This is a genomic window from Amycolatopsis eburnea (genome assembly GCF_003937945.1).
GTDB lineage: Bacteria > Actinomycetota > Actinomycetes > Mycobacteriales > Pseudonocardiaceae > Amycolatopsis > Amycolatopsis eburnea.
On record NZ_RSEC01000062.1, the window covers coordinates 260,377 to 280,634 of the forward strand.

The window sequence follows — 20,258 nt, forward strand, 5'->3', positions numbered from 1 at the left end:
CTTCGCGCACCCGATCGAGTGTAGCGGTCGGCCCGGTGCTCTTCGCGTCAGCCAGCCGGTCCGGCGGGCTCCGGTGCGGGCACCGGCGCTCGTTTCCGGAACACCCGGACCAGGCCGATCGCCCCGGCCAGCGCGAACACGCCGTAACAGACGAGCAGCGCCGGCGGCGTACCGCCGGTCAGGGCGTCGCCGAGGACGACCACGGCGACGGTGCCGGGCACGCTCCCCAGCAGCGTACCGGCCAGGTAGGGGACCGGCCGCACGGACGACACGCCGCAGAGGTAGCTGAACGGCGCGAACGGGACGACCGGGATCAGCCGGAGCGAGGTGATGGCCAGGACCCCGCCGTCGGAGAGCCGGTCGTTCACCGTCCGGACGGCCGAGCGGTGCAGGTGGCGGGTGACGAGGTCGCGGCCGAGCAGCCGGGCCAGCCCGAAGGACAGCGCGGCCGCGATGGTGGTGGCGACCAGCCCGATCGCGATCCCGGCCGCGGTGCCCAGGAGCAGCCCGGCGGCGAGGTTGAACACCGTCCGCGGGATCGGCGCGACGGTGAGCAGCGAGTAGGCGACGAGCAGCACGAGCGGCGTGGCGGCCCCGGTGGTGGCGGCCCAGGCCCGCAGCTCGGCCGGCCCGGGGATCGGCAGCAGCACCGCGGCCGCCGCGAAGACGGCGAGCACGGCGAGCGCGCAGATCAGCTTGGTGCGGCCGGACACCCGTTCGAGCCTACCGGCGCCGCTTTCACGTGAAAGCGGCGACCTGGGGCCCCCGGCAAAGTCGGGCAGCACGGCCGATCCGCCCCTCCGCGATGTCGTGAAAGGGTCGTTCATCTCGCCAGACGACATGAACGACCCTTTCACGACATCCCCGCGACGCCGGGCAGACCACGCGGCCGGTGGTTCGGAAGGGGCCGGGGCGCGCGATCCCCGCTAGCGTGGCCGCATGCCGAAGCACGGAGATCCGGTCGAGTACGAGGTGGGCGGGCGGACGGTCCGCGTCTCGAGCCCGGACAAGGTGTACTTCCCCCAGCGCGGCATCACGAAGCGCCAGGTCGTCGAGCACTACATCACCGTGGGCGGCCCGCTGCTGCGCGCGATCGGCGAGCGGCCGACCACGCTGAAGCGCTACGTCGACGGCGTCGAGGGCGAGTGGTTCTACGCCAAGCGGGTGCCGAAGGGTGCGCCGCCGTGGGTCGAGACGGCCGAGATCACCTTCCCCTCGGGCCGCAAGGCCTCCGAGGTGTGCCCGACCGAGCCCGCGGTGTTCGCCTGGGCGGCCAACCTGGGGACGTTCGACTTCCACCCGTGGCCGGTCCGCCGCGCCGACGCCGACCACCCGGACGAGCTCCGCATCGACGTCGACCCGCCGGACCGCGCCGGCTTCGCGGACGCGGTCGAGGTCGCGCGGGTGGTGCGCGAGGTGCTGGCGGACGCGGGCCTCACCGGCTACCCGAAGACGTCCGGCGGACGCGGCGTGCACGTCCTGGTCCGGATCCGGCCGGAGTGGGACTTCGTCGAGGTCCGCCACGCGGTGATCGCGCTCGGCCGCGAGGTCGCGCGCCGCATCCCGGAGAAGGCGACGATCGCGTGGTGGAAGGAGGAACGCGGTGGCCGCGTCTTCCTCGACTACAACCAGGCCGCGCGCGACCGCACGGTGGCGTCGTCCTGGTCGGTCCGCGGCACCCCGCGCGCGACGGTCTCGACCCCGCTCACGTGGGACCTGCTGGACGAGGTCGACGCGGACGACTTCGACGTCCTGACGATCCCGGCGTTCTTGAGCGAGCACGGCGATCTCCACGCCGGGATGGGCGCCGAGGCGTTCGGGCTGGAGACGGCGCTGGAGTGGTACGAGCGGGACCTGCGGGACGAGGGGCTGGGGGACATGCCGTACCCGCCGGACTACCCGAAGATGCCGGGGGAGCCGAAGCGGGTGCAGCCGAGCAAGGCCCGCCCGGAGTAGGTGCTCCGGGCGCTTCGGGAATACCCCCGCTGTAACGAGCGGCACACCGGTGTCGAGCACCACTCGTCAAAGCTTTAACCGGCCCGCCGGAAATTCTCCCGGGAACGCGGAGTGATCACGCGGGCGCCCGCTGTCGCCTTTCGGGTCACAAATGGCGCACGGCCTTCTTCGGGATCACGATCACCGGCTTCGCTGGCGTAACGTGCGGTCCCGAATCGATGACTCCCCGGGCAGGGCCGGGCAGCGGGTTCACGGAAGGAGGCCCTCGTGGACGACCTGATCGCATTCCTCGCCGCGCGCGTGGGCGCACGGCAGGCGTTGATCATGCAGGCCGTCAACAAGGCGAAGGCCGGCGACGCGATGAACCGCGGGGAGACCAAGGTCGCCGTGGAGCAGCGGATCCGCGGGCTGAGCGATCTCGACCTGGACGCGGTCAACCAGATGATCAACGAGATCGAAGCGACGCGGCGGATCCTGCTCGCGCACCGCACCACAGTCTCGGAGAAGGTCCCCGGGTTTCCGCTCTACGGCAGCGAATACTGGTGTGAGACCTGCCACGTGCCCGCCGACGAGGCGGGCTCCAACTGGTGCCTCACGCTGCGCCTGCTGGCCCTGCCCTACGCCGACCACCCGGACTACAGCGAGCGCTGGCGGCCCTGACGGGAATCCCGTTCACGGCCGCGCGTTGCACCCCGTGTGAAGTTCTCGGTGCTCGATCGCTCGCCCGTGCGGCGTGACGGCGGGCCCGCGCGGGCGCTGCGGGACACCGTCGCCTTCGCGGTCGACGTCGAACGGCTGGGGTACCACCGGTTCTGGGTGTCCGAGCACCACGGCGTGCCCGGCGTGGCCGGGTCCGCGCCGACCGTGCTCGCCGCCGCCGTGGCCGGGGCCACCGGGCGGATCCGGGTCGGGACCGGCGGGGTGATGCTGCCGAACCACCGGCCGCTGGTCGTGGCCGAGCAGTTCGGGGTGCTGGAAGCGCTGTACCCGGGGCGGATCGACATGGGGCTCGGCCGGTCGGTCGGCTTCACCGCCGGCGTCCGCGAAGCACTGGGCCAGGGCAAGGAAGCCGCCGACGGGTTCGCCGCGCAGGTGCGCGAGCTGCTCGGCTTCTTCACCGGCGAGCACGCCTATCCCGGCGTCCACGCCTACCCGGCCGAGGGGCTGCGCGTGCCGCCGTTCCTGCTGGCCACCGGTTCCGGCGCCGGCCTCGCCGCGGAACTCGGGCTGCCGCTGGTGATCGCGCCGGTGCGCGGGGAGCGGGTCATGGCCGAAGCCGTGGCGCGCTACCGCGACGGGTTCCGGCCGGGCGCGTGGGCGCTGGAGCCGTACGTCGTCGTCTCGACGGCGATCGCCGTGGCGGACACGGCGGCCGAGGCGCGGCGGCTGCTCGTCTCGGAAGCCTGGGCGACGGTGTATTCGCGCTCCCACGGCGTCTTCCCGCCGCTGTCGCCGCCGTCGGAAGTCCTGGCGCTGCCCATGACCGACCGCGAGCGCAGGCGGCTCGAAGAGACCCTCGACGGCCAGATCTCCGGCACCCGGGGCGAAGTCGCGGACCGCCTCGGGACACTGGTCGCGGCCGCGGGCGCCGACGAGGTTTTGGTGACGACGGCCGCCTACGACCAATCCGCGCGGCTCGATTCCCTCGCCCGGCTCGCCGATCTCCACGCCGTTGTGTGAGCCGATTTCCCCATAGCTTGATATCGCGTCGGAGAATTACCGCTGGCGCATTTCCGCGGCCCGGCGATACCATTTCCGGCGTGACTGCCGGGTCGGCCTCGAGCCGTGAGCAGACGGGGTACCCGGCTGTGCCGTGACCTCCGGGCGGGCCCGTGGCCCGCCGCCTCCCGCACGTCTTCCGTCATCGGAACGTGCGCGGGAAGGAGGTGAATCGCATGTCCCAGTGGCAAGAGTTCGTCGCGGCCCACAGCGAGGGCGGCGTCCTCGACGGCGTCGTGGCCCGGGTGCTGCCCTTCGGCGCGTTCGTCGAAGTGGCTCCCGGTGTGCACGGTCTGCTCGTGACCGACCGCGTCCCGCTGCAGGGCAGCCGGGTGACGGTCCGCATCGAAGCCATCGACGTGGAGCGGCGCCGGTTCAGCCTGGTGCGGGCGTGATCCGAGCCGGGTGAGGCAGGGCGCCCTGCCTCACCCGAGCACGAACGGCAGCCGCGCGGCCAGCTCGCCCAGTGCGTCGCGCTCGGCGTCCGTGGGGGACCGGCGGCCCGTCGCCACCAGCAGCACGTCGGTGTCCGAGAACGACGCCGGGAACGCCGTCCCGGCGATCTTCTCCAGCATCTCGCGCGTGCGGGACAGGCCCTCCGGGGGTGGCGGCGGGGCCGCCGGCAGGTGGGCCACCAGGTCCAGGTGGTGCAGCGTCCACTCCAGCACGTACGCCGAGAGGTAGTCGCCCGCGGTCAGGACCATATCCTGCGTCGCGACCCGCATCGCCGGGTCGGCCAGGTCCGCCGCGCGGCCGGCCGCCGCGCCCACGTCGTCGAGGTGGAACTTGAGCAGCGCCGGGTCCTCGTACGCCGCCGCCAGGCGGACGATCAGCGCGTCCAGCGGGTCTTCGCCGGTCGGTGGCTCGGCGGACAGCGCCCAGTACGACACCGCGTCGTGCGTGACCGCGGCCGAGGACGGCGTGACCAGCGTGATCAGTACGTCCTGCGCGTCGATCACCAGGTGGCACACCAGGTCCCGGATCAGCCACCCCCGGCAGCCCGACGGCTCGGCGAAATCGGCGTCGGGCAGTTCGGCGACCGCGGCGCGCAACGCCGCCCACGTGCGCGAAAAGAGATCCACGGCGGCGAAGCTAGCAGGGTCAGAGCCTCAGCTGCAGCTGAGTAAGGATGCGCTGCGCGGGGTCGTCGAAGTCCACCCCGGACACCTCGGTCGCGCGGCGGACGCGGTAGCGCACGGTGTTCGGGTGGATGTTCAGCACCCGCGCCGCGGCCCGGACGTCGCCGAACGCGTCCAGCCAGGCCAGGACCGCGGGGACGAGGATGCCGCCGTGTTCGGCGTCGTGGTCCACGAGCGAAACCAGGCGCGGGTCGCGGATGCGCGGCTGCCCGGCCAGGTAGGCCAGCACTTCCGACAGCAGCACCTCGGCGCGGACGTCGGCCAGCGAGGCGACGTCGGCCGCCCACTGCCCGCGGGCCATGGCGGCCAGGACGCGGTCGGCGTCGCCCCGGGACGCGGCCGCATCGGACAGGCGCGGCACGACGCCGCCGAGCGCCACCCGCACCGGGACGTCCAGGTGCCGCCGGGCGGTCGCGGCGATCTCGCGCGCCAGCGCCAGCACCGCCGCGTCTGAGTGCTCGGGCAGGTCCGGCAGCAGCGCGTAGACGCGGCCGCCGATCACGCTCACCAGCGCGCTGCGCCGGTAGGCCGCCGTGTGCACGGCGATCAGGTGCACCAGCTCCGCGCGCCGCAGCTGCCGGTTGTCCGAGCGCTCCAGCGAGAACGCGAGCACCTGTGCCGGGCGCGCGGGATCGGCGCCGATGTCGTCCGCGACGGACTCCGCGTCCAGCCGCCCCTCCAGCAGGCTGGCCAGCAGGTCCTCGCGCAGCCGCAGCTCGGGGCTGGGCAGGGTGCGGGCGCGGATGAGCTGCGGGGCGAGCGTCCGGCTCGCGCCGAGCAGGGCGGTCTCGGCGCGTTCGGTGAGCGGCTGGGCGCCCTCCTGGACCCAGATCGTGCCGAGCGGCTGCTTGCCGGCGTGGATGCCGGCCGCGATCCGGCGGCGGATGCCCAGCTCGGGGCGCTCGTCGATGCGCACGATCCCTTCGCCGGCGCGCAGCCGCTGGTAGACGCCCCATTCGCGGAGCATCGCGAGGTAGCGTTCCGGGCCTTCGCGGCCGAGGATCGACAGCCGCCGCAGCTCGTCCACCTCGTCGCCCGCCCGCGAGTAGGCCAGGACGCGGTTGGCGGTGTCCTCGATGCTGACCAGGCCGCCGGTGAGCGTCGCGATGGTCTGGGCCAGGGCGAACAGGTCGCCGAGCACTTCGCCGCTGGCCGCCTCGCCGCCCGCGCGGGCCGCCTCGACGACCCCGCGCGCCAGCGACTCGACCTGCTCCCACCGCGCTTCGGTGCCGACGGTGAGCAGCGCGACGCCCGCGTCCGCGGCCACGTCGGCACCCGTCGCGCCCTTGACCGCCACCGCGGCCGCGCCGCCGCGCCCGGCCGCGCGGATCGCCGGCGCCGCCGCCCGCCCCCGCGCGCCGATCACCAGCACCAGGTCGCCCGGTGAGGCTTCGAGGGGGTCTTCGGGGTCGAGGATGACGACGTCGGAGACCGGGACGCCCAGCCCGTGCGGGGCCACGACGACCTCGACGAGCGGCTCGCCGAGCGTCGCCAGCACGTGCCGCAGCGACGTCATCGCCGAGTTGTCTGATCAGCCAAGATCATACGGGCGATTTTAGCCGGTTGAACAGTCCGTCACCACGTGTCCGGAGTTACCGTTCGGGGCATCAAGGACGTAGAGGAAAAGGCAGAGGAGCCGCCGTGGACGCCGTGACCCAGACCCCCGCCCCGAAGAACGAGCCGGTGCTCACCTACGCGCCGGGCAGCGCTGAGCGCGCCGAACTCGAGGGTGCGCTCACGCGGCTGGGCCAGGCGGAACCGATCGACCTGACGGTCACCGTCGGCGGCGAGCAGCGCCCCGGCGGCGGCGAGCAGATCGACGTCGTCCAGCCGCACAACCACCAGCACGTCCTCGGCACCATCCACAGCGCCACCCAGCAGGACGCGACCGACGCCATCGCGGCCGCCGCGAAGGCCGCGCCGGAGTGGCGCGCGCTGTCCTACGACGACCGCGCCGCCATCCTGCTGCGCGCCGCCGACCTGCTCACCGGCAAGTGGCGCGCCACCCTGAACGCGGCCACCATGCTCGGCCAGTCCAAGACCGCGACCCAGGCCGAGATCGACTCCGCCTGCGAGCTGGCCGACTTCTGGCGCTTCAACGTCGAGTTCGGCCGCCGCGTGCTCACCGAGCAGCCGGTCAGCTCGCCGGGCGTGTGGAACCGGATGGAGCACCGGCCCCTCGAGGGCTTCGTCTACGCGATCACGCCGTTCAACTTCACCGCGATCGCCGGCAACCTGCCGACCGCGCCCGCGCTGATGGGCAACACGGTCCTGTGGAAGCCGTCGCCGACGCAGTCGTTCGCCGCGCACCTCACCATGCGGCTGCTGGAAGAGGCGGGCCTGCCGCCGGGCGTGATCAACCTGCTGCCGGGCGACGGCAAGGCCGTCTCCGAGGTCGCCCTGACCCACCGCGACCTGGCCGGCATCCACTTCACCGGCTCGACCGCGACGTTCCAGCACCTGTGGAGCACGGTCGGCGCCAACATCGCGGGCTACCGCTCGTACCCGCGGCTGGTCGGCGAGACCGGCGGCAAGGACTTTGTGCTCGCGCACCCGTCGGCCGACGTCGACGTCCTGCGCACCGCGCTGGTCCGCGGCGCCTTCGAGTACCAGGGCCAGAAGTGCTCCGCCGCTTCGCGCGCGTACGTCCCGCGCAGCGTCTGGAACCGGCTGAAGGACGGCCTCGTGGCCGAGACCGAGGCGCTGACCTACGGCGACGTCACCGACCTGTCGCACTTCGGCGGCGCGGTGATCGACGCCCGCGCGTTCGCCAAGCACACCGCGTTGTTCGACCGCGTCGCTTCCGACGACTCGGTGGAGGTGCTCACCGGCGGGACGGCCGACGACAGCGTCGGCTACTTCGTCCAGCCGACGATCCTCGTCTCGGGCAACCCGAAGCACGAGATCTTCTCGACCGAGTACTTCGGCCCGATCCTGTCGGTCCACGTCTACGAGGACAACGACTTCGACGCCGTGCTGAAGCTCGTCGACGAGACCGCCGCGTACGCGCTGACCGGCGCGATCATCGCCGACGACCGCGCGGCCGTGGCGAAGGCGTCCGAGGCGCTGAAGTTCGCCGCCGGCAACTTCTACGTCAACGACAAGCCGACCGGCGCCGTCGTCGGCCAGCAGCCGTTCGGTGGCGCGCGGGCCTCGGGCACCAACGACAAGGCGGGCTCGATCTTCAACCTCCAGCGCTGGACCAGCCCGCGCTCGATCAAGGAGACCTTCGTGCCGCCGACCTCCGTGCGCTACCCGCACCAGGGCTGAGAGGGAGACCGTCATGCTGCGTGCCCCGCTGCTCGCCGCCGCCCGGTCCCGGAAGATCCGGGCGCTCGTCGAAGCCGTGCCCGCCACGCGGTCCGTGGTGCGCCGGTTCGTCGCCGGGTCCGAGACCGCCGACGCCGTCCGCGTGGCCAGGGAACTGGCCGCGGACGGCCGCCGGATCACCCTCGACCACCTGGGCGAGGACACCACCGACGCCGCGCAGGCCGCCTCGACCGTCGCGGCCTACGAAGCCGTGCTGACCGCGCTCGCCGCGGAAGGACTGGCGGCCGGCGCCGACGTCTCGGTGAAGCTGTCGGCGGTGGGCCAGTTCCTGCCGTCGAACGGCGAGGACGTCGCCTTGGAGAACGCGCGGAAGATCTGCGCGGCGGCCGAGGCGGTCGGCGCCACCGTGACGCTCGACATGGAGGACCACACCACCACGGACTCGACGCTCGGCATCCTGCGCGAGCTGCGTGGCGAGTACCCGTGGGTGGGTGCGGTGCTGCAGGCCTACCTGCGGCGCACCGAGGAGGACTGCCGTTCGCTGTCCGGCCCGGGTTCCCGCGTCCGGCTGTGCAAGGGCGCGTACGCCGAGCCGGAGTCGGTGGCGTTCCAGGAGAAGTCCGAAGTGGACAAGTCCTACGTCCGCTGCCTGCGCGTGCTGATGGCGGGGCAGGGGTACCCGATGGTCGCTTCCCACGACCCGCGGATGATCGAGATCGCCGCCGCGCTGGCCGAGGAGAACGGCCGCAAGGACGACGACCACGAGTTCCAGATGCTCTACGGCATCCGGCCGGAGGAGCAGGCGCGAATCGCGGCGTCGGGCGCGCGCATGCGCGTCTACGTGCCCTACGGCGACGAGTGGTACGGCTACTTCATGCGGCGCCTGGCCGAGCGCCCGGCAAACCTGACGTTCTTCCTGCGCGGCCTCGCGACCCGCTCCTGAACGCCGTGAAGGCCTCCTTACCGGCATTTTTGACCGGTAAGGAGGCCTTCACGGGTGTGGTGGTGGTCAGGCCTGCTCGGCTTCGGCGGCCTTGCGCTTGACCTCGGCCATGTCGACGTCGCGGGCCTGCTTGATGAGCTCCTCCAGCGCGGGCTCGGGGAGCGCGCCGGGCTGGGCGTAGATCAGGGTCTTGTCCCGGATGATCGCCAGCGTCGGGATCGAGCGGACGTCGAAGGCGGCGGCGAGCTGCTGCTGCGCTTCGGTGTCGACGCTCGCGAACACGATGTCGTCGTGCTTCTCGGACGCCTTTTCGTAGACCGGCGCGAACTGGCGGCACGGCCCGCACCAGCTCGCCCAGAAGTCGATCAGGACGAATTCGTTGTCGTTTACCGTCTGGTCGAAGTTCTCGGCGGTCAGCTCAACGGTGCTCATGCCCTGGTCAACGAACCGGGGGCGGCGGGAATTCCCCGGGCCGGGGTAGCGTCTCCTTCCGAGCAACCCGGAAGAGGAGGACCACAGATGGCCGACGGCGAAATCCTGGGCCGGATCGACGAGCTGATCGCGGAGGAGCACGAGCTCCGGTCGCGCTCGGTCGGCGTGGGGCTGAGCGGCGGCGACAAGGACCGCCTCACCGCGGTCGAGCAGCAGCTCGACCAGTGCTGGGACCTGCTGCGGCAGCGCCGCGCGAAGACCGAGTTCCACGAGAACCCGGACGACGCCGCGGCCCGCCCGGTCTCCGAGGTCGAGTCCTACCGCCAGTAAAAATTTCTTCGGCGGCGACGTCGAAAGCCGGGAGCCGGCTCCGTCCCCGGGGTGAAAGCGACCGGGCAGGCCGGTCGCCCACCACCTGAGGGAGCACCACAATGGCCAAGTACCTGCTGCTCAAGCACTACCGCGGCGCCCCGGAGGCGGTCAACTGCGTGCCGATGGACCAGTGGGAACCGGAAGAGATCACCGCGCACATCCGGTACATGGACGAGTTCGCGGCCAAGCTCCGGGAGACCGGGGAGTTCGTCGGCGAGCAGGGGCTGGCCCCCGAGGGGACGTTCGTCCGCTACGACGGCGAGGGGCGCCCGCCGGTCACCGACGGCCCGTTCGCCGAGACGAAGGACCTCATCGCCGGCTGGATGATCATCGACGTCGACAGCTACGAGCGCGCGCTCGAGCTGGCCGCCGAGCTGTCCGCGGCGCCGGGCGCGGGCGGGAAGCCGATCCACGAGTGGCTCGAGCTGCGCCCGTGCCTGGCCCCGCTGCCCACCATCACGGAGTGACCGGACCGGTGGACGAGGTTCTCCTCCGCAGTCTCACCCCCGCGGTGCTGGCGATCCTCGTCCGCCGCGGCGCCCCGTTCGCGGCGGCCGAAGACGCCGTCCAGGAAGCGCTGATCGAGGCCGTCCGCGGCTGGGCGGACGGCCCGCCGCGCGACCCGAAGGGCTGGCTGGTCACGGTCGCCTGGCGCAAGTTCCTCGACGAGACCCGCTCGGACACCGCCCGCCGCCGTCGCGAGGACGTCGTCGAAGCCGAGGTGCCGCCCGGGGAGGTGCCCGCGCACGACGACACGCTGCAGCTGTACTTCCTGTGCGCGCACCCGTCTCTGACACCGTCGTCGGCGGTCGCGCTGACGCTGCGCGCGGTGGGCGGGCTGACCACGCGCCAGATCGCGCAGGCGTACCTGGTGCCCGAGGCGACGATGGGCCAGCGCATCAGCCGGGCGAAGAAGACGGTCTCGGGCGTGCGGTTCGACGAGCCCGGCGACGTCGCGACGGTGCTGCGCGTGCTGTACCTGGTGTTCAACGAGGGGTATTCGGGCGACGTCGACCTGGCGGCGGAGGCGATCCGCCTCACCCGCCGCCTGGCGGCGTCGATCGACCACCCGGAGGTGGCCGGGCTGCTCGCCCTGATGCTGCTGCACCACGCCCGCCGCGCCGGCCGCACCGGCCCGGACGGCGGGCTGGTGCCGCTGGCGTCGCAGGACCGGTCCTTGTGGGACACGAAGCTGATCGCCGAGGGCGTGTCGATCCTGCAGGCCGCGCTGGCGCGGGACCGGCTGGGGGAGTTCCAGGCGCAGGCGGCCATCGCGGCGTTGCACGCGGACGCGCCTCGGGCGGAGGAGACGGACTGGGTGCAGATCGTCGAGTGGTACGACGAGCTGGCCCGGCTGACCGACAGCCCGGTCGTGCGGCTCAACCGCGCGGTGGCGGTGGGGGAGGCCGACGGGGCGCGCGCCGGGTTGGCGGCGTTGGCGGAGCTGGATCCGTCGTTGCCGCGGTACACGGCGGTGGCGGCGTACCTCCACGAGCGTGAAGGGGATACGGCGAAGGCGGCGGAGCTGTACGCCGAGGCGGCCCGGAAGGCGACGAACGCGGCGGAGGTCGAGCACCTGACGCGGGAGGCGGCCCGGCTCAACGCGGGGCTGCGGGGCTCTTGACCGTGAAGGGCCCCTTCACGGCACTTAATGCCCGTGAAGGGGCCCTTCACGGGCATTCGGCGGGTGGGTGAGCCGTCTCGCTGACCGCGGGCCCAGCCCCCAGGCATGACATGTCAGGCCGGGCAGAGGGTGCCGTTCGCGGGGATCTTCCCGTCCACCAGGAATGCCCGCGCCGCGTCCGTCACGCACGGCGAAGCGCCCACCGCGCCGTGGCCCGCGCCCTGCCACGTGATCGTCACCGCCGACGGCATCTGGTCCGCGGCCCGGGTGCTGCCGACGCCCGGGGTCGACGGGTCGGCCGCCGTCGCCGCGACCAGGATCGGCGGGGCTCCCGGGGCGCCCGGGGGCGGCAGCGGTTCCGTGCGCACCGGCCACGGGCCGCACCACGCCAGCTGCTGGGCGACCACCGTGCCGAACTGCGGGTACTTCGCCCGCATGCCCGCCACCACCTGGTCGAGCTGGGCGGCCGACAGCCGGGACTGGCTGTCGTTGCAGCGGGTCGCGATCGTCGCGTCGATGCGGGACGGGTGCGCGCGCGAGTCGTGCAGGACCGGGGCCGCGAACGCCGCCAGCGGGCCGATGTTGCCGCCCCGGGCCGCGACCACCGCGTCCGCCAGCTCCGGCCAGCGCGAACGCTGGGAAAGGCCCGAGTACACCGCGAACATCGCCACGCCCGGGCCGAACGCGACGCCGTCGTCGGTCGACGGCGGGTTCGCGCGCAGCTGGTCGGTCAACGCCGCCAGGGCCGCCTTCGGGTCGCCCAGGGCGCAGCCGCGGGACGCGCAGTCCGTGCCGAAGGCGTCCAATGTGGACTGCGCGCCGGCGGCGACCGCGTCGAGCACCGCCGCGGTGTCCGCGCCCGGGTCCGGGACGCCGTCGAGGACCATGCGGCCGACCTGGGCCGGGAAGCGGACCGCGTACTCGGCCAGCACCTTCGAGCCGTCGCCGCGGCCGAGTGCGTTCAGGTGCTCCAGGCCCAGCTGCTTGCGCACCTCTTCGAGGTCGCCCGCCGCGCGCCAGCTGTCCAGCGCGGTCTGGGAGTCGTCCAGCTCGATCGCGCACTGCTGGCCGGCCTTGCGGGCCGCGTCCAGCACGTCCTGCAGGTCGCCCTGCGCCGGGTCGGCGTCGATCAGGTCGTGGCGGATGTCCGGCGGCACGCACTGGGCCGCGCCGGACATCCCCGTGCCGCGGCGGTCCACGCCCACCAGCGAGAACTTCTCCAGGAACGCCGGCGGCAGCGTCGCGGCCAGCCGCGCGGCGTACACCGTGCCCGGCTCGCCGTCGACGTCGTTGACGACCACCAGCGGCACCGGCCCGCTGCCGACCTTGAGCGCCAGCAGCCGGACCAGTGACCGGCGGGGCTCGCCCGGCGCGTCCAGCGGGGCGGTGACGCGGGCGCAGGTGAAGTGCAGGCTGTCCGGGACCGGCGGGGTGCCGATCCGCTGCCGGGTGTCGTCGTCGCAGTCGGCCCACTTCAGCGACGGCGACTGCGGTTCGGCCAGCGGCGGCAGCGGTACCGACGGCGTCCCGGCCGGCGTGCTGCCGGTGGTCTTGCCGTCGTTCTCGACCAGCGCCGGGCGCACCGACGGCCCGGCCGCGCACCCCGCGGCGGAGGCCAGGGCGAGCAGCGCGACCAGGACACGGGAACGGCGGCGGCGCACGGGCGAGGTCCTCACGTTCGATCAAGGGCAGCAGTACCGCCGAGCTTCGCACGGCCGGTGTGGGACGCGGGTTAGCGGGTCCGCACGACCTGCCCGCGGAACACGGCGTCGAGGTCGTAGCGGGCCGGTTCCTCCAGCTGGCTGTAGTCGCACGACGCGGCTTCGCGGTCCGGCCGCCAGCGCTTGAACCGCGCGTTGTGCCGGAAGCGCGACGGCATCCCGCCTTCGGTGTTCTCGTAGGCCACCTCGACGACGCGCTCGGGCCGCAGCGGCACCCACTCGTGCTCGGTGGCGCGCCAGCGGGTGATCCCGCCGGGGATGCGCTGCCCCTCGCCCTTCGCGAGCCCGCCCCAGGGGTGGTCCTCGCCGTCGGTGATCAGCGGCGCCAGTTCCTCGGCCAGCTCGCGGCGCTTCGGCATCGGGAACGACCCGACCGTGCCGACGTGGTGCAGCACCCCGTGCTCGTCGAACAGCCCCAGCAGGAAACTCCCGACCAGCTCGCCGGGGCCGCCGTCGACGTGCCAGCGCAGGCCGGCCAGTACGCAGTCGGCGGTGCGCACGTGCTTGTACTTGAGCATCACGCGCTTTCCGGGCGTGTACGGCTCGTCCAGGGGCTTGCCGATGACGCCGTCGAGGCCGGCGCCTTCGAACAGCTCGAACCAGTGCCGCGCGGTGGCCGGGTCGGTGGTGGCCGGGGTGAGCGGGAAGTTTTCGCCGGCCAGCTCCACGAGCCGGTCGCGCCGCACCGACGTCGGCTCGTCGAGCAGCAGGTCGTCGCCGAGGGCGAGGACGTCGAAGGCGACGAACTCCGCGGGCTGCTCGGCCGCCAGGAGCGTGATCCGGCTTTCGGCGGGGTGGATCCGCTCGGTGAGGGCGTCGAAGTTGAGCCGACCGTCGCGGGCGACGACGAGCTCGCCGTCCAGCACGACCCGCGGCGGCAGCACCTCCAGCAGCCGGGCCACCGCCTCGGGGAAGTACCGGTTGAGCGGCTTTTCCGCGCGGGACTGCAGGTACAGCTCGTCGCCGTCGCGGAAGACGAGACAGCGGAAGCCGTCCCACTTGGGCTCGAACAGCAGGCCGCCGGAGTCCGGGATGGCCTTCGACGGCTTGGCGAGCATCGGCTTCAGCGGCGGCTGCAGCGGTAGGGGCATGCTGCGCATTCTGCGCACAAGCCCGGCTCAGCGCACGCGTTTCGCCGGGGCCGTGTCGAGTTCCAGGCGGACGGCGGTGGGCAGCGCGTCGAGGCCGAGCGATTCCCGGGCCCGCGCCAGCACCTGGGTGTCGAGGCCGGCCCAGACGCCCTTGAGGTCGGTGCCTTCGTGCAGCCACAGCGTCACGCGCAACGCCGGGGCGGTGCGCGAGCCGACGGCGCGGACGCGGGCGCGGCTGACGCCGTCGAGCCGTTCGGCGTCGGCCCGCACGGCATCCGCGATCGCGGACGCGGTGACCACCAGTTCGGCGCCCTCGGTGCGGTCGAGGTCCAGGTCCGGCCGCGGTTCCGGGCGCAGCGAACGCAGCGCCCAGCGCAGCCCGAGCACGAACAGCAGGACGCCGAGCACGATCGCGGCGATCCGCGCGGGGGTCGCGTGACTCCCGAGCCACTCGACGGCCATCGGGTCCAGCAGCGGCCGCCGCCCGCGGTACTCGCCGAGCACGCCGAAGCCGACCACCAGGGCGAGGGCGCCGCCGAGCAGGGCGAGCAGCCCGACGAGGAACGTGAGCGCGCGTTCGCCCGCGTACGACCGGGAAAGCGCCTTCGCGGCGACTGACTTGCTCATCGGCGGTCCTTCGGCGAGTCGACGACGACGGTGACCTTCGGCCGCCGCGCCAGCGGGACGTCGTCGAGCAGGGCGGACACGGTTTCCAGCAGCCGCGGCCGCAGCTCGCCCTCGGCCTCCAGGGTGCTCTTCGCCCGGACGCGGATCCGCCGGGCGCTCGCGGTGACCGACGCGCCGGCGACGTTGTCCTGCGCGCGCACGGTCAGCCCGACCAGCCGGGCCAGCGACCGCGGCGACGTCGAAACGCTCACCTCGTCGCCCGGGTCGGTCAGCCGCACCGCGCGGCTGCCGGCGGCCAGCGCGCAGACGACGAGCACCAGGCCCGCGGCGGCGAGGACCCCGGCGCCGACGCGGACGGCGTAGGCGTCCCAGCCCAGCGCGGCGAGCTGCGCCTGCCAGCGCGGCCACGGCACCACCAGCGGCGCCGCCGCCGGGCGCCACCAGTGCCAGCCGACTTCGAGGGCGAGCAGCGCCCCGGCGGCCGCGAAGGCCAGGCCGAGCAGCGTGGCCAGGACGCGGACGAACGGGCGCACGGCTACCGCACCCTCGGCGCGACTTCGGGCAGCAGCGCGGACACGGTCACGGCGAGCGTCCGCACGTGGTAGCCGGTGATCAGCTCGACCTCTTCGGTGACCTTCCGCCGCACGTCGCCGACGACCGCCCGGACCGCACCCGGGTAGCGCAAGGCCAGGTCCAGGGCGAGGTCGACGTCGTTGTCGAGGCCGCCGACCTTGGCCTTCGCGCCCTTCTTGCCGTCGTGCGCGGTACCCGGCACCTGGCCGGCCGCGTGCTGCGCGACCTTGCGCACCACGGCGTGGCCGATGGTGAGGGTGCCGCGCTCGTCCGGTTCGGCGAGCTCGCGCGGCACGTCGAGGGCGCGGTTCACTTGTCGCGGCCCTTGCCGAACAGCTCGCCGAGGTCGAGTTCGCCGTCGAGGACCCGGCCGGCGACCAGGCCGATGATCCCGACGGCCAGGGTCACCAGGAACGCGGTGAACCCCTGGGTCGCGGCGAGGCCGAGGACCAGCCCGGCCAGGAGCCCGGTCTGCGTTGCGTTCACATGTCCTCCTTGGACGGTTCGAACGAAGAGCTTGCCCCGGCGGGGCGGTCACCGCACGCGGGGCGGGCGGCGGCGGAAGCGGGACACCAGCGCGGCCAGACCCCGGCGGCGGCGCACGAAGGTGACCGGGGCGTCGAAGCGGGCGTCCCCGGTGGAGTCCCGGAAGCGGGCCAGCCCGGCCGCGAACTCGGCCGGGTCCCCGCCCACGTCGGGGTGGTGCGCGCGCACGAACGCCCGGAAGGCCGCGCGGCCTTCCGGGTCCTCCCGCGCGGGCCCGGTCACTCCACCCGCGTGGATTCGGGCTCTTCGTCGCCCGGCAGGTGGATGTCGTTGACCGCGATGTTGACCTCGATCACCTCGAGCCCGGTGATCTGCTCGACCGCGGTGATCACGTTGCGCCGCACCGCGCGGGCGACGTCGGTGATCCGGGCGCCGTACTCGACGACGACGTCGAGGTCGATCGCGGTCTGCTTCTCACCGACCTCGACCGACACGCCGGTCGTGGTCACCGTGCCGGAACCGGGGATCCGCTCGCGCAGCGCGCCGATCGCGCGGGACACCCCGCCGCCGCCCAGCGCGTGCACGCCGGCGACCTCGCGGGCGGCCAGCCCGGCCACCTTCTGCACGACCAGCGACGAGATCGTGGTGCGGCCGGCGGCGCCCTCCTCGTTGAGCGGCGTCACCGTGCCGGGGCTCTCGGTCCGTTCCGGGTGCATGCGTGCTGGCTCCTCTCGCGGCGGTCTCTCGCCCTTACGATGCCCGGGACCGCGAATCCCTCACGCAAGCTCACCCGATCGGGGGAACGCTCAACCCGGGTGGACGTCCACGACGTGCACGTTCACCGCGGTCTCGACACCCAGCTGCCGGGACAGCTCGGCGGTGACCTCCCGCCGCAGCGCTTCGGCGGCTTCGTCGGCGACGACGCCGAAGCGGACCGACACCAGCACCTGCACGACGCCGTCCTCGACGGCGACGGCCGAGACGCGCACGCCCGCGGGCGCCCGGCCGGCCGCGATGGTCCCGGCCAGGCGGACGACCGTCTGTTCGGTGATCCGCAGCCCGCCGTCGTCCCCGGGCACCTCGACGGCGGCCCGGCCGCCGCGCGCGACCGCCCGCAGCACGCGTTCGACCAGGCCCGGCGGGGTCGCCACGCGGCGCCGGGCGGCGGCGCGCACGGCGTCCCAGCGCGGGTCGCGCTCGGGGTCGGTCTGCTCGGCCATCACCGCTCCCTCAATTCGGCGAGCAGCGCCACCCTGGCGCGGTGCAGCCGGGAACGCAAGGCGCCGACGTTCACGTCGAGCACTTCGGCGACCTCTTCGTAGCTCAGCCCCTCCAGCTCCCGCAGCACGAGCGGCACCCGCTGGGACACCTCGAGCCTGCCGATCGCCCGCAGCACCGCGTCCACCTCCTCCGCCCGCACGACCCGGCCTTCGGGGCCCGGGACGGCGAGCGCCGATGTGTCCACAGTGGACTGGCCGGCGGGTTCGTCCAGCGAGACGGTGGGCTTGCGGCGGCGCAGCAGGGCGAGCGCGCTGTTGGTGACGACCCGGTAGAGCCAGGTCGACACCGCGGACTCGTGCCGGAAGGTGCCGAGCGCGCGCCACGCGGCCAGCCACGACTCCTGCACGACGTCCTCGGCCTCGGCGGGGCTGCCGGTGATCCGCAGCGCGACCCGGTACATCCGGGGCGTGTGCTCCCGCACGAGCGCGCCGAACGCGGCTTCGTCCCCGGCCGCGGCCCGGGTGGCCAGGTCGGCGTCGCCGCTCACCCGGCGGCCCGGCGGTAGCGCAGGAACGTGAAGCCGTCTTCGACCAGGATCGACGCGAGCGAAAGCCGGCGCGGGACGGCCGCGGGGCCGGTGGCGATCCGGTCCGCGGTCCCGGCCACGAGCAGTGGCGCGACGGTCAGGCACAGCTGGTCGACGCGGTCGGCCGCGACGAGCTGCGCGAACAGCCGCGGCCCGCCTTCGCACGCGATCCGGCGCAGGCCCCGCTCGCCCAGCAGGTCGAGCGCGCGCGGCAGGTCGACGTCGGCGGTGCCCGCCCGCAGGACCGACGCCCCGGCGGCTTCGAGCGCCCCGGTGTCCGCGGACTCCGTGGTGACCACGATCGGGGGAACGACGGTCTCGGTGAACAGGCGGGAAGCGGGGTCGAGGTCGGCGGTCCGGGTCACCACCGCGATCGGCGGGACGCCGGTGAACCCGAGGCGGCGACGGCGGGCCAGGCGCTTCGGGCCCGCGACGACCCCGCGGTAGTCCTCCGCGCGGGCGGTCCCGGCGCCGACCAGGATCACGTCGGCGAGGTCGCGGCCGAGCAGGAAGACCCGCCGGTCGGCGGTGTGGGACAGCCCGGCCGACGTCGTGTCCACCTCGACGGCGCCGTCGGCCGACGCGACGAAGCTGACCTGCACCCACGGCCGGTCGAGGCTCGCCGGGTAGGCGTAGATCCCTTCGAGGTCTTCCCCGGTCAGCTCGCCCGTCGAGAGGGGCCACACACTCCGCACGGGACAATCCCAGCACGGGCGTGAAGCACGTCTCTACCGGGGCACAGCGGCGCCCGGACGGGGGAAGGCGGCGGATAGGCTCTGCGACCATGCCCGCGCACCTCACCGGCCGCCGTCCCGAGCTGTCCGCCGACGAGCTGATCGGCGCGCTGGTGCCGCCGCCGCGCTTCGACGCGGTCCGGTTCGAGACGTACATCCCCAACCCCGACGAGCCCAGCCAGGCCGCCGCGGTCGAGGCGTGCTCGGCGTTCGCCGCGAAGGTGGGGGCGCGCAAGGAGAAGAAGCGCTTCAAGCTATTCGGCGGCGCGGCCGAGCCGAGCGGGCCGATGGGCCTCTACCTCGACGGCGGCTTCGGCGTCGGCAAGACCCACCTGCTGGCGTCGGCGTGGCACGCGGCGCCCTCGCCCAAGGCGTACGGGACGTTCGTCGAGCTGACCCACCTGGTCGGCGCGCTGGGCTTCGCCGAAGCCGTGCGGCGGCTCTCGGAGCACCGGATCCTGGCCATCGACGAGTTCGAGCTGGACGACCCGGGCGACACCACGCTGGTCACGCGGCTGCTGCAGGAGCTGATGGACGCCGGGGTGTTCGTCGCGGCGACGTCGAACACGCTGCCGGAGAAGCTGGGCGAAGGCCGGTTCGCTGCGGAGGACTTCCTGCGCGAGATCCAGACGCTCTCGGCCCGCTTCGGCGTGGTGCGCGTCGACGGCCCGGACTACCGCCACCGCGGCCTGCCGGACGCGCCGCCGCCGGTCACCCCGGACGAGCTGGAAGCGTCGGCCGCCGCGCACGAAGGGTCCACTGTGGACGACTTCGACGCGCTGTGCGAGCACCTGGCTTCCCTGCACCCCTCCCGCTACGGGCGGCTGCTGGACGGCGTCACCCGCGTGCACCTGCGCGGCGTCCACCCGGCGCCGGACCAGAACGTGGCCCTGCGGCTCGTGGCGTTCGCCGACCGGCTCTACGACCGCGCGATCCCGGTGGTGGTGTCGGGCGAGCCGCTGCCGTCGCTGTTCACCGAGGAGATGGTGAACGGCGGCTACCGCAAGAAGTACCTGCGCGCGGTCAGCCGCCTGACGGCACTGGCACGCGACGCGGCGCCGGCCAGCTGAACAGCACCACGGAGACGGCGAAGAGCGTGCCGCCCACGACGTCGGTCAGGTAGTGGTACCCCATCCCGACCAGCCCGGCGGCGGCCGCCAGCAGCGCGAGCGCGGACAGCACGGCCACGACCGCCTTGCGCGTGACGAGCACGAGGACGGTCAGCACCGCCACCAGGCTCACGGTGTGGCCGCTCGGGTAGACGAGCGTGCCGTTCTTCCAGCGGTCGTAGAGGGGTTTCAGCAGCCAGCTCGTCAGCAGGATGGCCAGCACGGGGACGCCGATCGAGAGCGCGGCTTCGAGCCGCCGTCCGGCGCGGAGGCAGAGGACGACGGCGAGCACGCCGAGCGCGAGGACGACGTAGGGCTCGGTGGGGAGCACCAGCGCCCGCGCGACCCCGGGACCCAGGTGCGCCACGGCGCCGGCGGCGGCCGCGTCGACGGCGCCCGGGGTGGTGCCGCCCGCGAAGGGCAGGCCGAGCAGCAGGGCGAGCACCCCGCAGCCGGCGGCGGGCACCCACAACGTTCTCACCGCCGCGAGGGTAGTCGCGCTGGCGCGGGTGACCGGCCGCGTGGTCTGCCCGGCGCCGCGGGGATGCCATGAAAGGGTCGTTCATGTCGTCTGGTGAGGTGAACGACTCTTTCATGACGTCGCGGCCGCCCGGGGAAGCCCGCCGCGGCCGATCGTCCTCACCCGTGCGAGGGG

General features: G+C 73.7%; 26 protein-coding genes. 10 read left to right on the plus strand and 16 right to left on the minus strand.

All coding sequences use genetic code 11. The features are described from left to right. Positions 1 to 47: 47 nt before the first annotated feature. Positions 48 to 713, minus strand: coding sequence for a TVP38/TMEM64 family protein (locus EIY87_RS43360; RefSeq protein ID WP_125315814.1), 666 nt, complete (start codon positions 711 to 713; stop codon positions 48 to 50). Between the two features lie 226 nt (positions 714 to 939). On the opposite strand from EIY87_RS43360, the gene EIY87_RS43365 reads away from it, so the two are divergent. The 4 genes from EIY87_RS43365 to EIY87_RS43380 all read left to right on the plus strand — a co-directional run bounded on the left by EIY87_RS43365 (position 940) and on the right by EIY87_RS43380 (position 4,070). Beyond that, positions 940 to 1,956, plus strand: coding sequence for a DNA polymerase domain-containing protein (locus tag EIY87_RS43365; RefSeq protein WP_125315815.1), 1,017 nt, complete (start codon positions 940 to 942; stop codon positions 1,954 to 1,956). Positions 1,957 to 2,223: 267 nt separating this feature from the next. After that, complete coding sequence (locus EIY87_RS43370) at positions 2,224 to 2,616, plus strand: DUF6221 family protein (RefSeq protein ID WP_125315816.1); 393 nt, start codon at positions 2,224 to 2,226, stop codon at positions 2,614 to 2,616. Positions 2,617 to 2,664: 48 nt separating this feature from the next. Then, positions 2,665 to 3,636 carry an LLM class flavin-dependent oxidoreductase gene (locus tag EIY87_RS43375; RefSeq protein ID WP_191984488.1) on the plus strand — a complete coding sequence of 324 codons (972 nt, stop codon included), beginning with the start codon at positions 2,665 to 2,667 and terminating at the stop codon, positions 3,634 to 3,636. Between the two features lie 215 nt (positions 3,637 to 3,851). Next, positions 3,852 to 4,070 (plus strand): S1 RNA-binding domain-containing protein, encoded by a 219-nt coding sequence (locus EIY87_RS43380; RefSeq protein WP_125315818.1) that lies wholly within the window; start codon positions 3,852 to 3,854, stop codon positions 4,068 to 4,070. 30 nt (positions 4,071 to 4,100) lie between these two features. On the opposite strand, the gene EIY87_RS43385 is transcribed toward EIY87_RS43380, so the two are convergent. Both EIY87_RS43385 and EIY87_RS43390 read right to left on the minus strand, forming a co-directional pair. Continuing rightward, the gene (locus EIY87_RS43385; protein WP_191984489.1) at positions 4,101 to 4,757 is read right to left on the minus strand and encodes a maleylpyruvate isomerase N-terminal domain-containing protein; all 657 of its coding nucleotides are present in this window, start codon (positions 4,755 to 4,757) and stop codon (positions 4,101 to 4,103) included. Between the two features lie 19 nt (positions 4,758 to 4,776). Further along, the gene (locus tag EIY87_RS43390; RefSeq protein WP_125315819.1) at positions 4,777 to 6,330 is read right to left on the minus strand and encodes a PucR family transcriptional regulator; all 1,554 of its coding nucleotides are present in this window, start codon (positions 6,328 to 6,330) and stop codon (positions 4,777 to 4,779) included. 125 nt (positions 6,331 to 6,455) lie between these two features. Between EIY87_RS43390 and pruA the strand changes: the two genes are divergently transcribed. Continuing rightward, positions 6,456 to 8,084, plus strand: a complete 1,629-nt coding sequence (gene pruA / locus EIY87_RS43395) for an L-glutamate gamma-semialdehyde dehydrogenase (protein ID WP_125315820.1) — start codon at positions 6,456 to 6,458, stop codon at positions 8,082 to 8,084. 13 nt (positions 8,085 to 8,097) lie between these two features. Next, the gene (locus EIY87_RS43400) at positions 8,098 to 9,027 is read left to right on the plus strand and encodes a proline dehydrogenase family protein (RefSeq protein ID WP_125315821.1); all 930 of its coding nucleotides are present in this window, start codon (positions 8,098 to 8,100) and stop codon (positions 9,025 to 9,027) included. Positions 9,028 to 9,093: 66 nt separating this feature from the next. On the opposite strand, the gene trxA is transcribed toward EIY87_RS43400, so the two are convergent. After that, complete coding sequence (gene trxA, locus EIY87_RS43405) at positions 9,094 to 9,459, minus strand: thioredoxin (RefSeq protein ID WP_125315822.1); 366 nt, start codon at positions 9,457 to 9,459, stop codon at positions 9,094 to 9,096. 87 nt (positions 9,460 to 9,546) lie between these two features. On the opposite strand from trxA, the gene EIY87_RS43410 reads away from it, so the two are divergent. The 3 genes from EIY87_RS43410 to EIY87_RS43420 all read left to right on the plus strand — a co-directional run bounded on the left by EIY87_RS43410 (position 9,547) and on the right by EIY87_RS43420 (position 11,455). After that, positions 9,547 to 9,789 (plus strand): DUF2630 family protein, encoded by a 243-nt coding sequence (locus EIY87_RS43410; RefSeq protein ID WP_003068842.1) that lies wholly within the window; start codon positions 9,547 to 9,549, stop codon positions 9,787 to 9,789. A gap of 101 nt (positions 9,790 to 9,890) precedes the next feature. Further along, the gene (locus tag EIY87_RS43415) at positions 9,891 to 10,298 is read left to right on the plus strand and encodes a YciI family protein (RefSeq protein ID WP_125315823.1); all 408 of its coding nucleotides are present in this window, start codon (positions 9,891 to 9,893) and stop codon (positions 10,296 to 10,298) included. Positions 10,299 to 10,306: 8 nt separating this feature from the next. Further along, positions 10,307 to 11,455: an RNA polymerase sigma factor gene (locus EIY87_RS43420; RefSeq protein WP_125315938.1), complete on the plus strand. Its 1,149-nt coding sequence runs from the start codon at positions 10,307 to 10,309 to the stop codon at positions 11,453 to 11,455. A 113-nt stretch (positions 11,456 to 11,568) separates the two neighbouring features. Here the strand turns inward: EIY87_RS43420 and EIY87_RS43425 are convergent, their stop codons facing one another. From EIY87_RS43425 to EIY87_RS43475, 11 genes are all read right to left on the minus strand, one after another. Further along, positions 11,569 to 13,116, minus strand: a complete 1,548-nt coding sequence (locus tag EIY87_RS43425; protein ID WP_125315824.1) for an alpha/beta hydrolase — start codon at positions 13,114 to 13,116, stop codon at positions 11,569 to 11,571. A 71-nt stretch (positions 13,117 to 13,187) separates the two neighbouring features. Continuing rightward, positions 13,188 to 14,267 (minus strand): ATP-dependent DNA ligase, encoded by a 1,080-nt coding sequence (locus EIY87_RS43430; RefSeq protein WP_125315825.1) that lies wholly within the window; start codon positions 14,265 to 14,267, stop codon positions 13,188 to 13,190. Between the two features lie 27 nt (positions 14,268 to 14,294). Then, positions 14,295 to 14,894 carry an Asp23/Gls24 family envelope stress response protein gene (locus EIY87_RS43435; protein ID WP_125315826.1) on the minus strand — a complete coding sequence of 200 codons (600 nt, stop codon included), beginning with the start codon at positions 14,892 to 14,894 and terminating at the stop codon, positions 14,295 to 14,297. Next, a complete protein-coding gene (locus tag EIY87_RS43440) occupies positions 14,891 to 15,427 on the minus strand; it encodes a DUF6286 domain-containing protein (RefSeq protein ID WP_125315827.1) in 537 nt (178 codons plus the stop codon). The genes EIY87_RS43435 and EIY87_RS43440 overlap by 4 nt, the downstream gene beginning before the upstream one ends. A gap of 2 nt (positions 15,428 to 15,429) precedes the next feature. Then, the gene (locus tag EIY87_RS43445) at positions 15,430 to 15,780 is read right to left on the minus strand and encodes an Asp23/Gls24 family envelope stress response protein (RefSeq protein ID WP_225440397.1); all 351 of its coding nucleotides are present in this window, start codon (positions 15,778 to 15,780) and stop codon (positions 15,430 to 15,432) included. Beyond that, complete coding sequence (locus EIY87_RS43450; RefSeq protein WP_086865721.1) at positions 15,777 to 15,953, minus strand: hypothetical protein; 177 nt, start codon at positions 15,951 to 15,953, stop codon at positions 15,777 to 15,779. Before EIY87_RS43450 ends, EIY87_RS43445 begins: the two co-directional genes overlap by 4 nt. Before the next feature lie 48 nt (positions 15,954 to 16,001). Then, on the minus strand, positions 16,002 to 16,235 hold the full coding sequence (locus EIY87_RS43455; protein ID WP_125315828.1) for a hypothetical protein: 234 nt from the start codon (positions 16,233 to 16,235) through the stop codon (positions 16,002 to 16,004). Next, on the minus strand, positions 16,232 to 16,669 hold the full coding sequence (locus EIY87_RS43460) for an Asp23/Gls24 family envelope stress response protein (protein WP_125315829.1): 438 nt from the start codon (positions 16,667 to 16,669) through the stop codon (positions 16,232 to 16,234). The genes EIY87_RS43455 and EIY87_RS43460 overlap by 4 nt, the downstream gene beginning before the upstream one ends. Before the next feature lie 90 nt (positions 16,670 to 16,759). Then, positions 16,760 to 17,173, minus strand: coding sequence for an Asp23/Gls24 family envelope stress response protein (locus EIY87_RS43465; protein WP_125315830.1), 414 nt, complete (start codon positions 17,171 to 17,173; stop codon positions 16,760 to 16,762). Next, positions 17,173 to 17,721: an RNA polymerase sigma factor gene (locus EIY87_RS43470; RefSeq protein ID WP_125315831.1), complete on the minus strand. Its 549-nt coding sequence runs from the start codon at positions 17,719 to 17,721 to the stop codon at positions 17,173 to 17,175. Before EIY87_RS43470 ends, EIY87_RS43465 begins: the two co-directional genes overlap by 1 nt. Next, positions 17,718 to 18,455: a pyrimidine reductase family protein gene (locus EIY87_RS43475; RefSeq protein ID WP_125315832.1), complete on the minus strand. Its 738-nt coding sequence runs from the start codon at positions 18,453 to 18,455 to the stop codon at positions 17,718 to 17,720. Before EIY87_RS43475 ends, EIY87_RS43470 begins: the two co-directional genes overlap by 4 nt. An 89-nt stretch (positions 18,456 to 18,544) precedes the next feature. On the opposite strand from EIY87_RS43475, the gene zapE reads away from it, so the two are divergent. After that, on the plus strand, positions 18,545 to 19,564 hold the full coding sequence (gene zapE / locus EIY87_RS43480; protein WP_125315833.1) for a cell division protein ZapE: 1,020 nt from the start codon (positions 18,545 to 18,547) through the stop codon (positions 19,562 to 19,564). Here the strand turns inward: zapE and EIY87_RS43485 are convergent. Beyond that, positions 19,518 to 20,069 (minus strand): phosphatase PAP2 family protein, encoded by a 552-nt coding sequence (locus tag EIY87_RS43485; RefSeq protein WP_125315942.1) that lies wholly within the window; start codon positions 20,067 to 20,069, stop codon positions 19,518 to 19,520. The genes zapE and EIY87_RS43485 overlap by 47 nt on opposite strands. Positions 20,070 to 20,258: the final 189 nt, after the last annotated feature.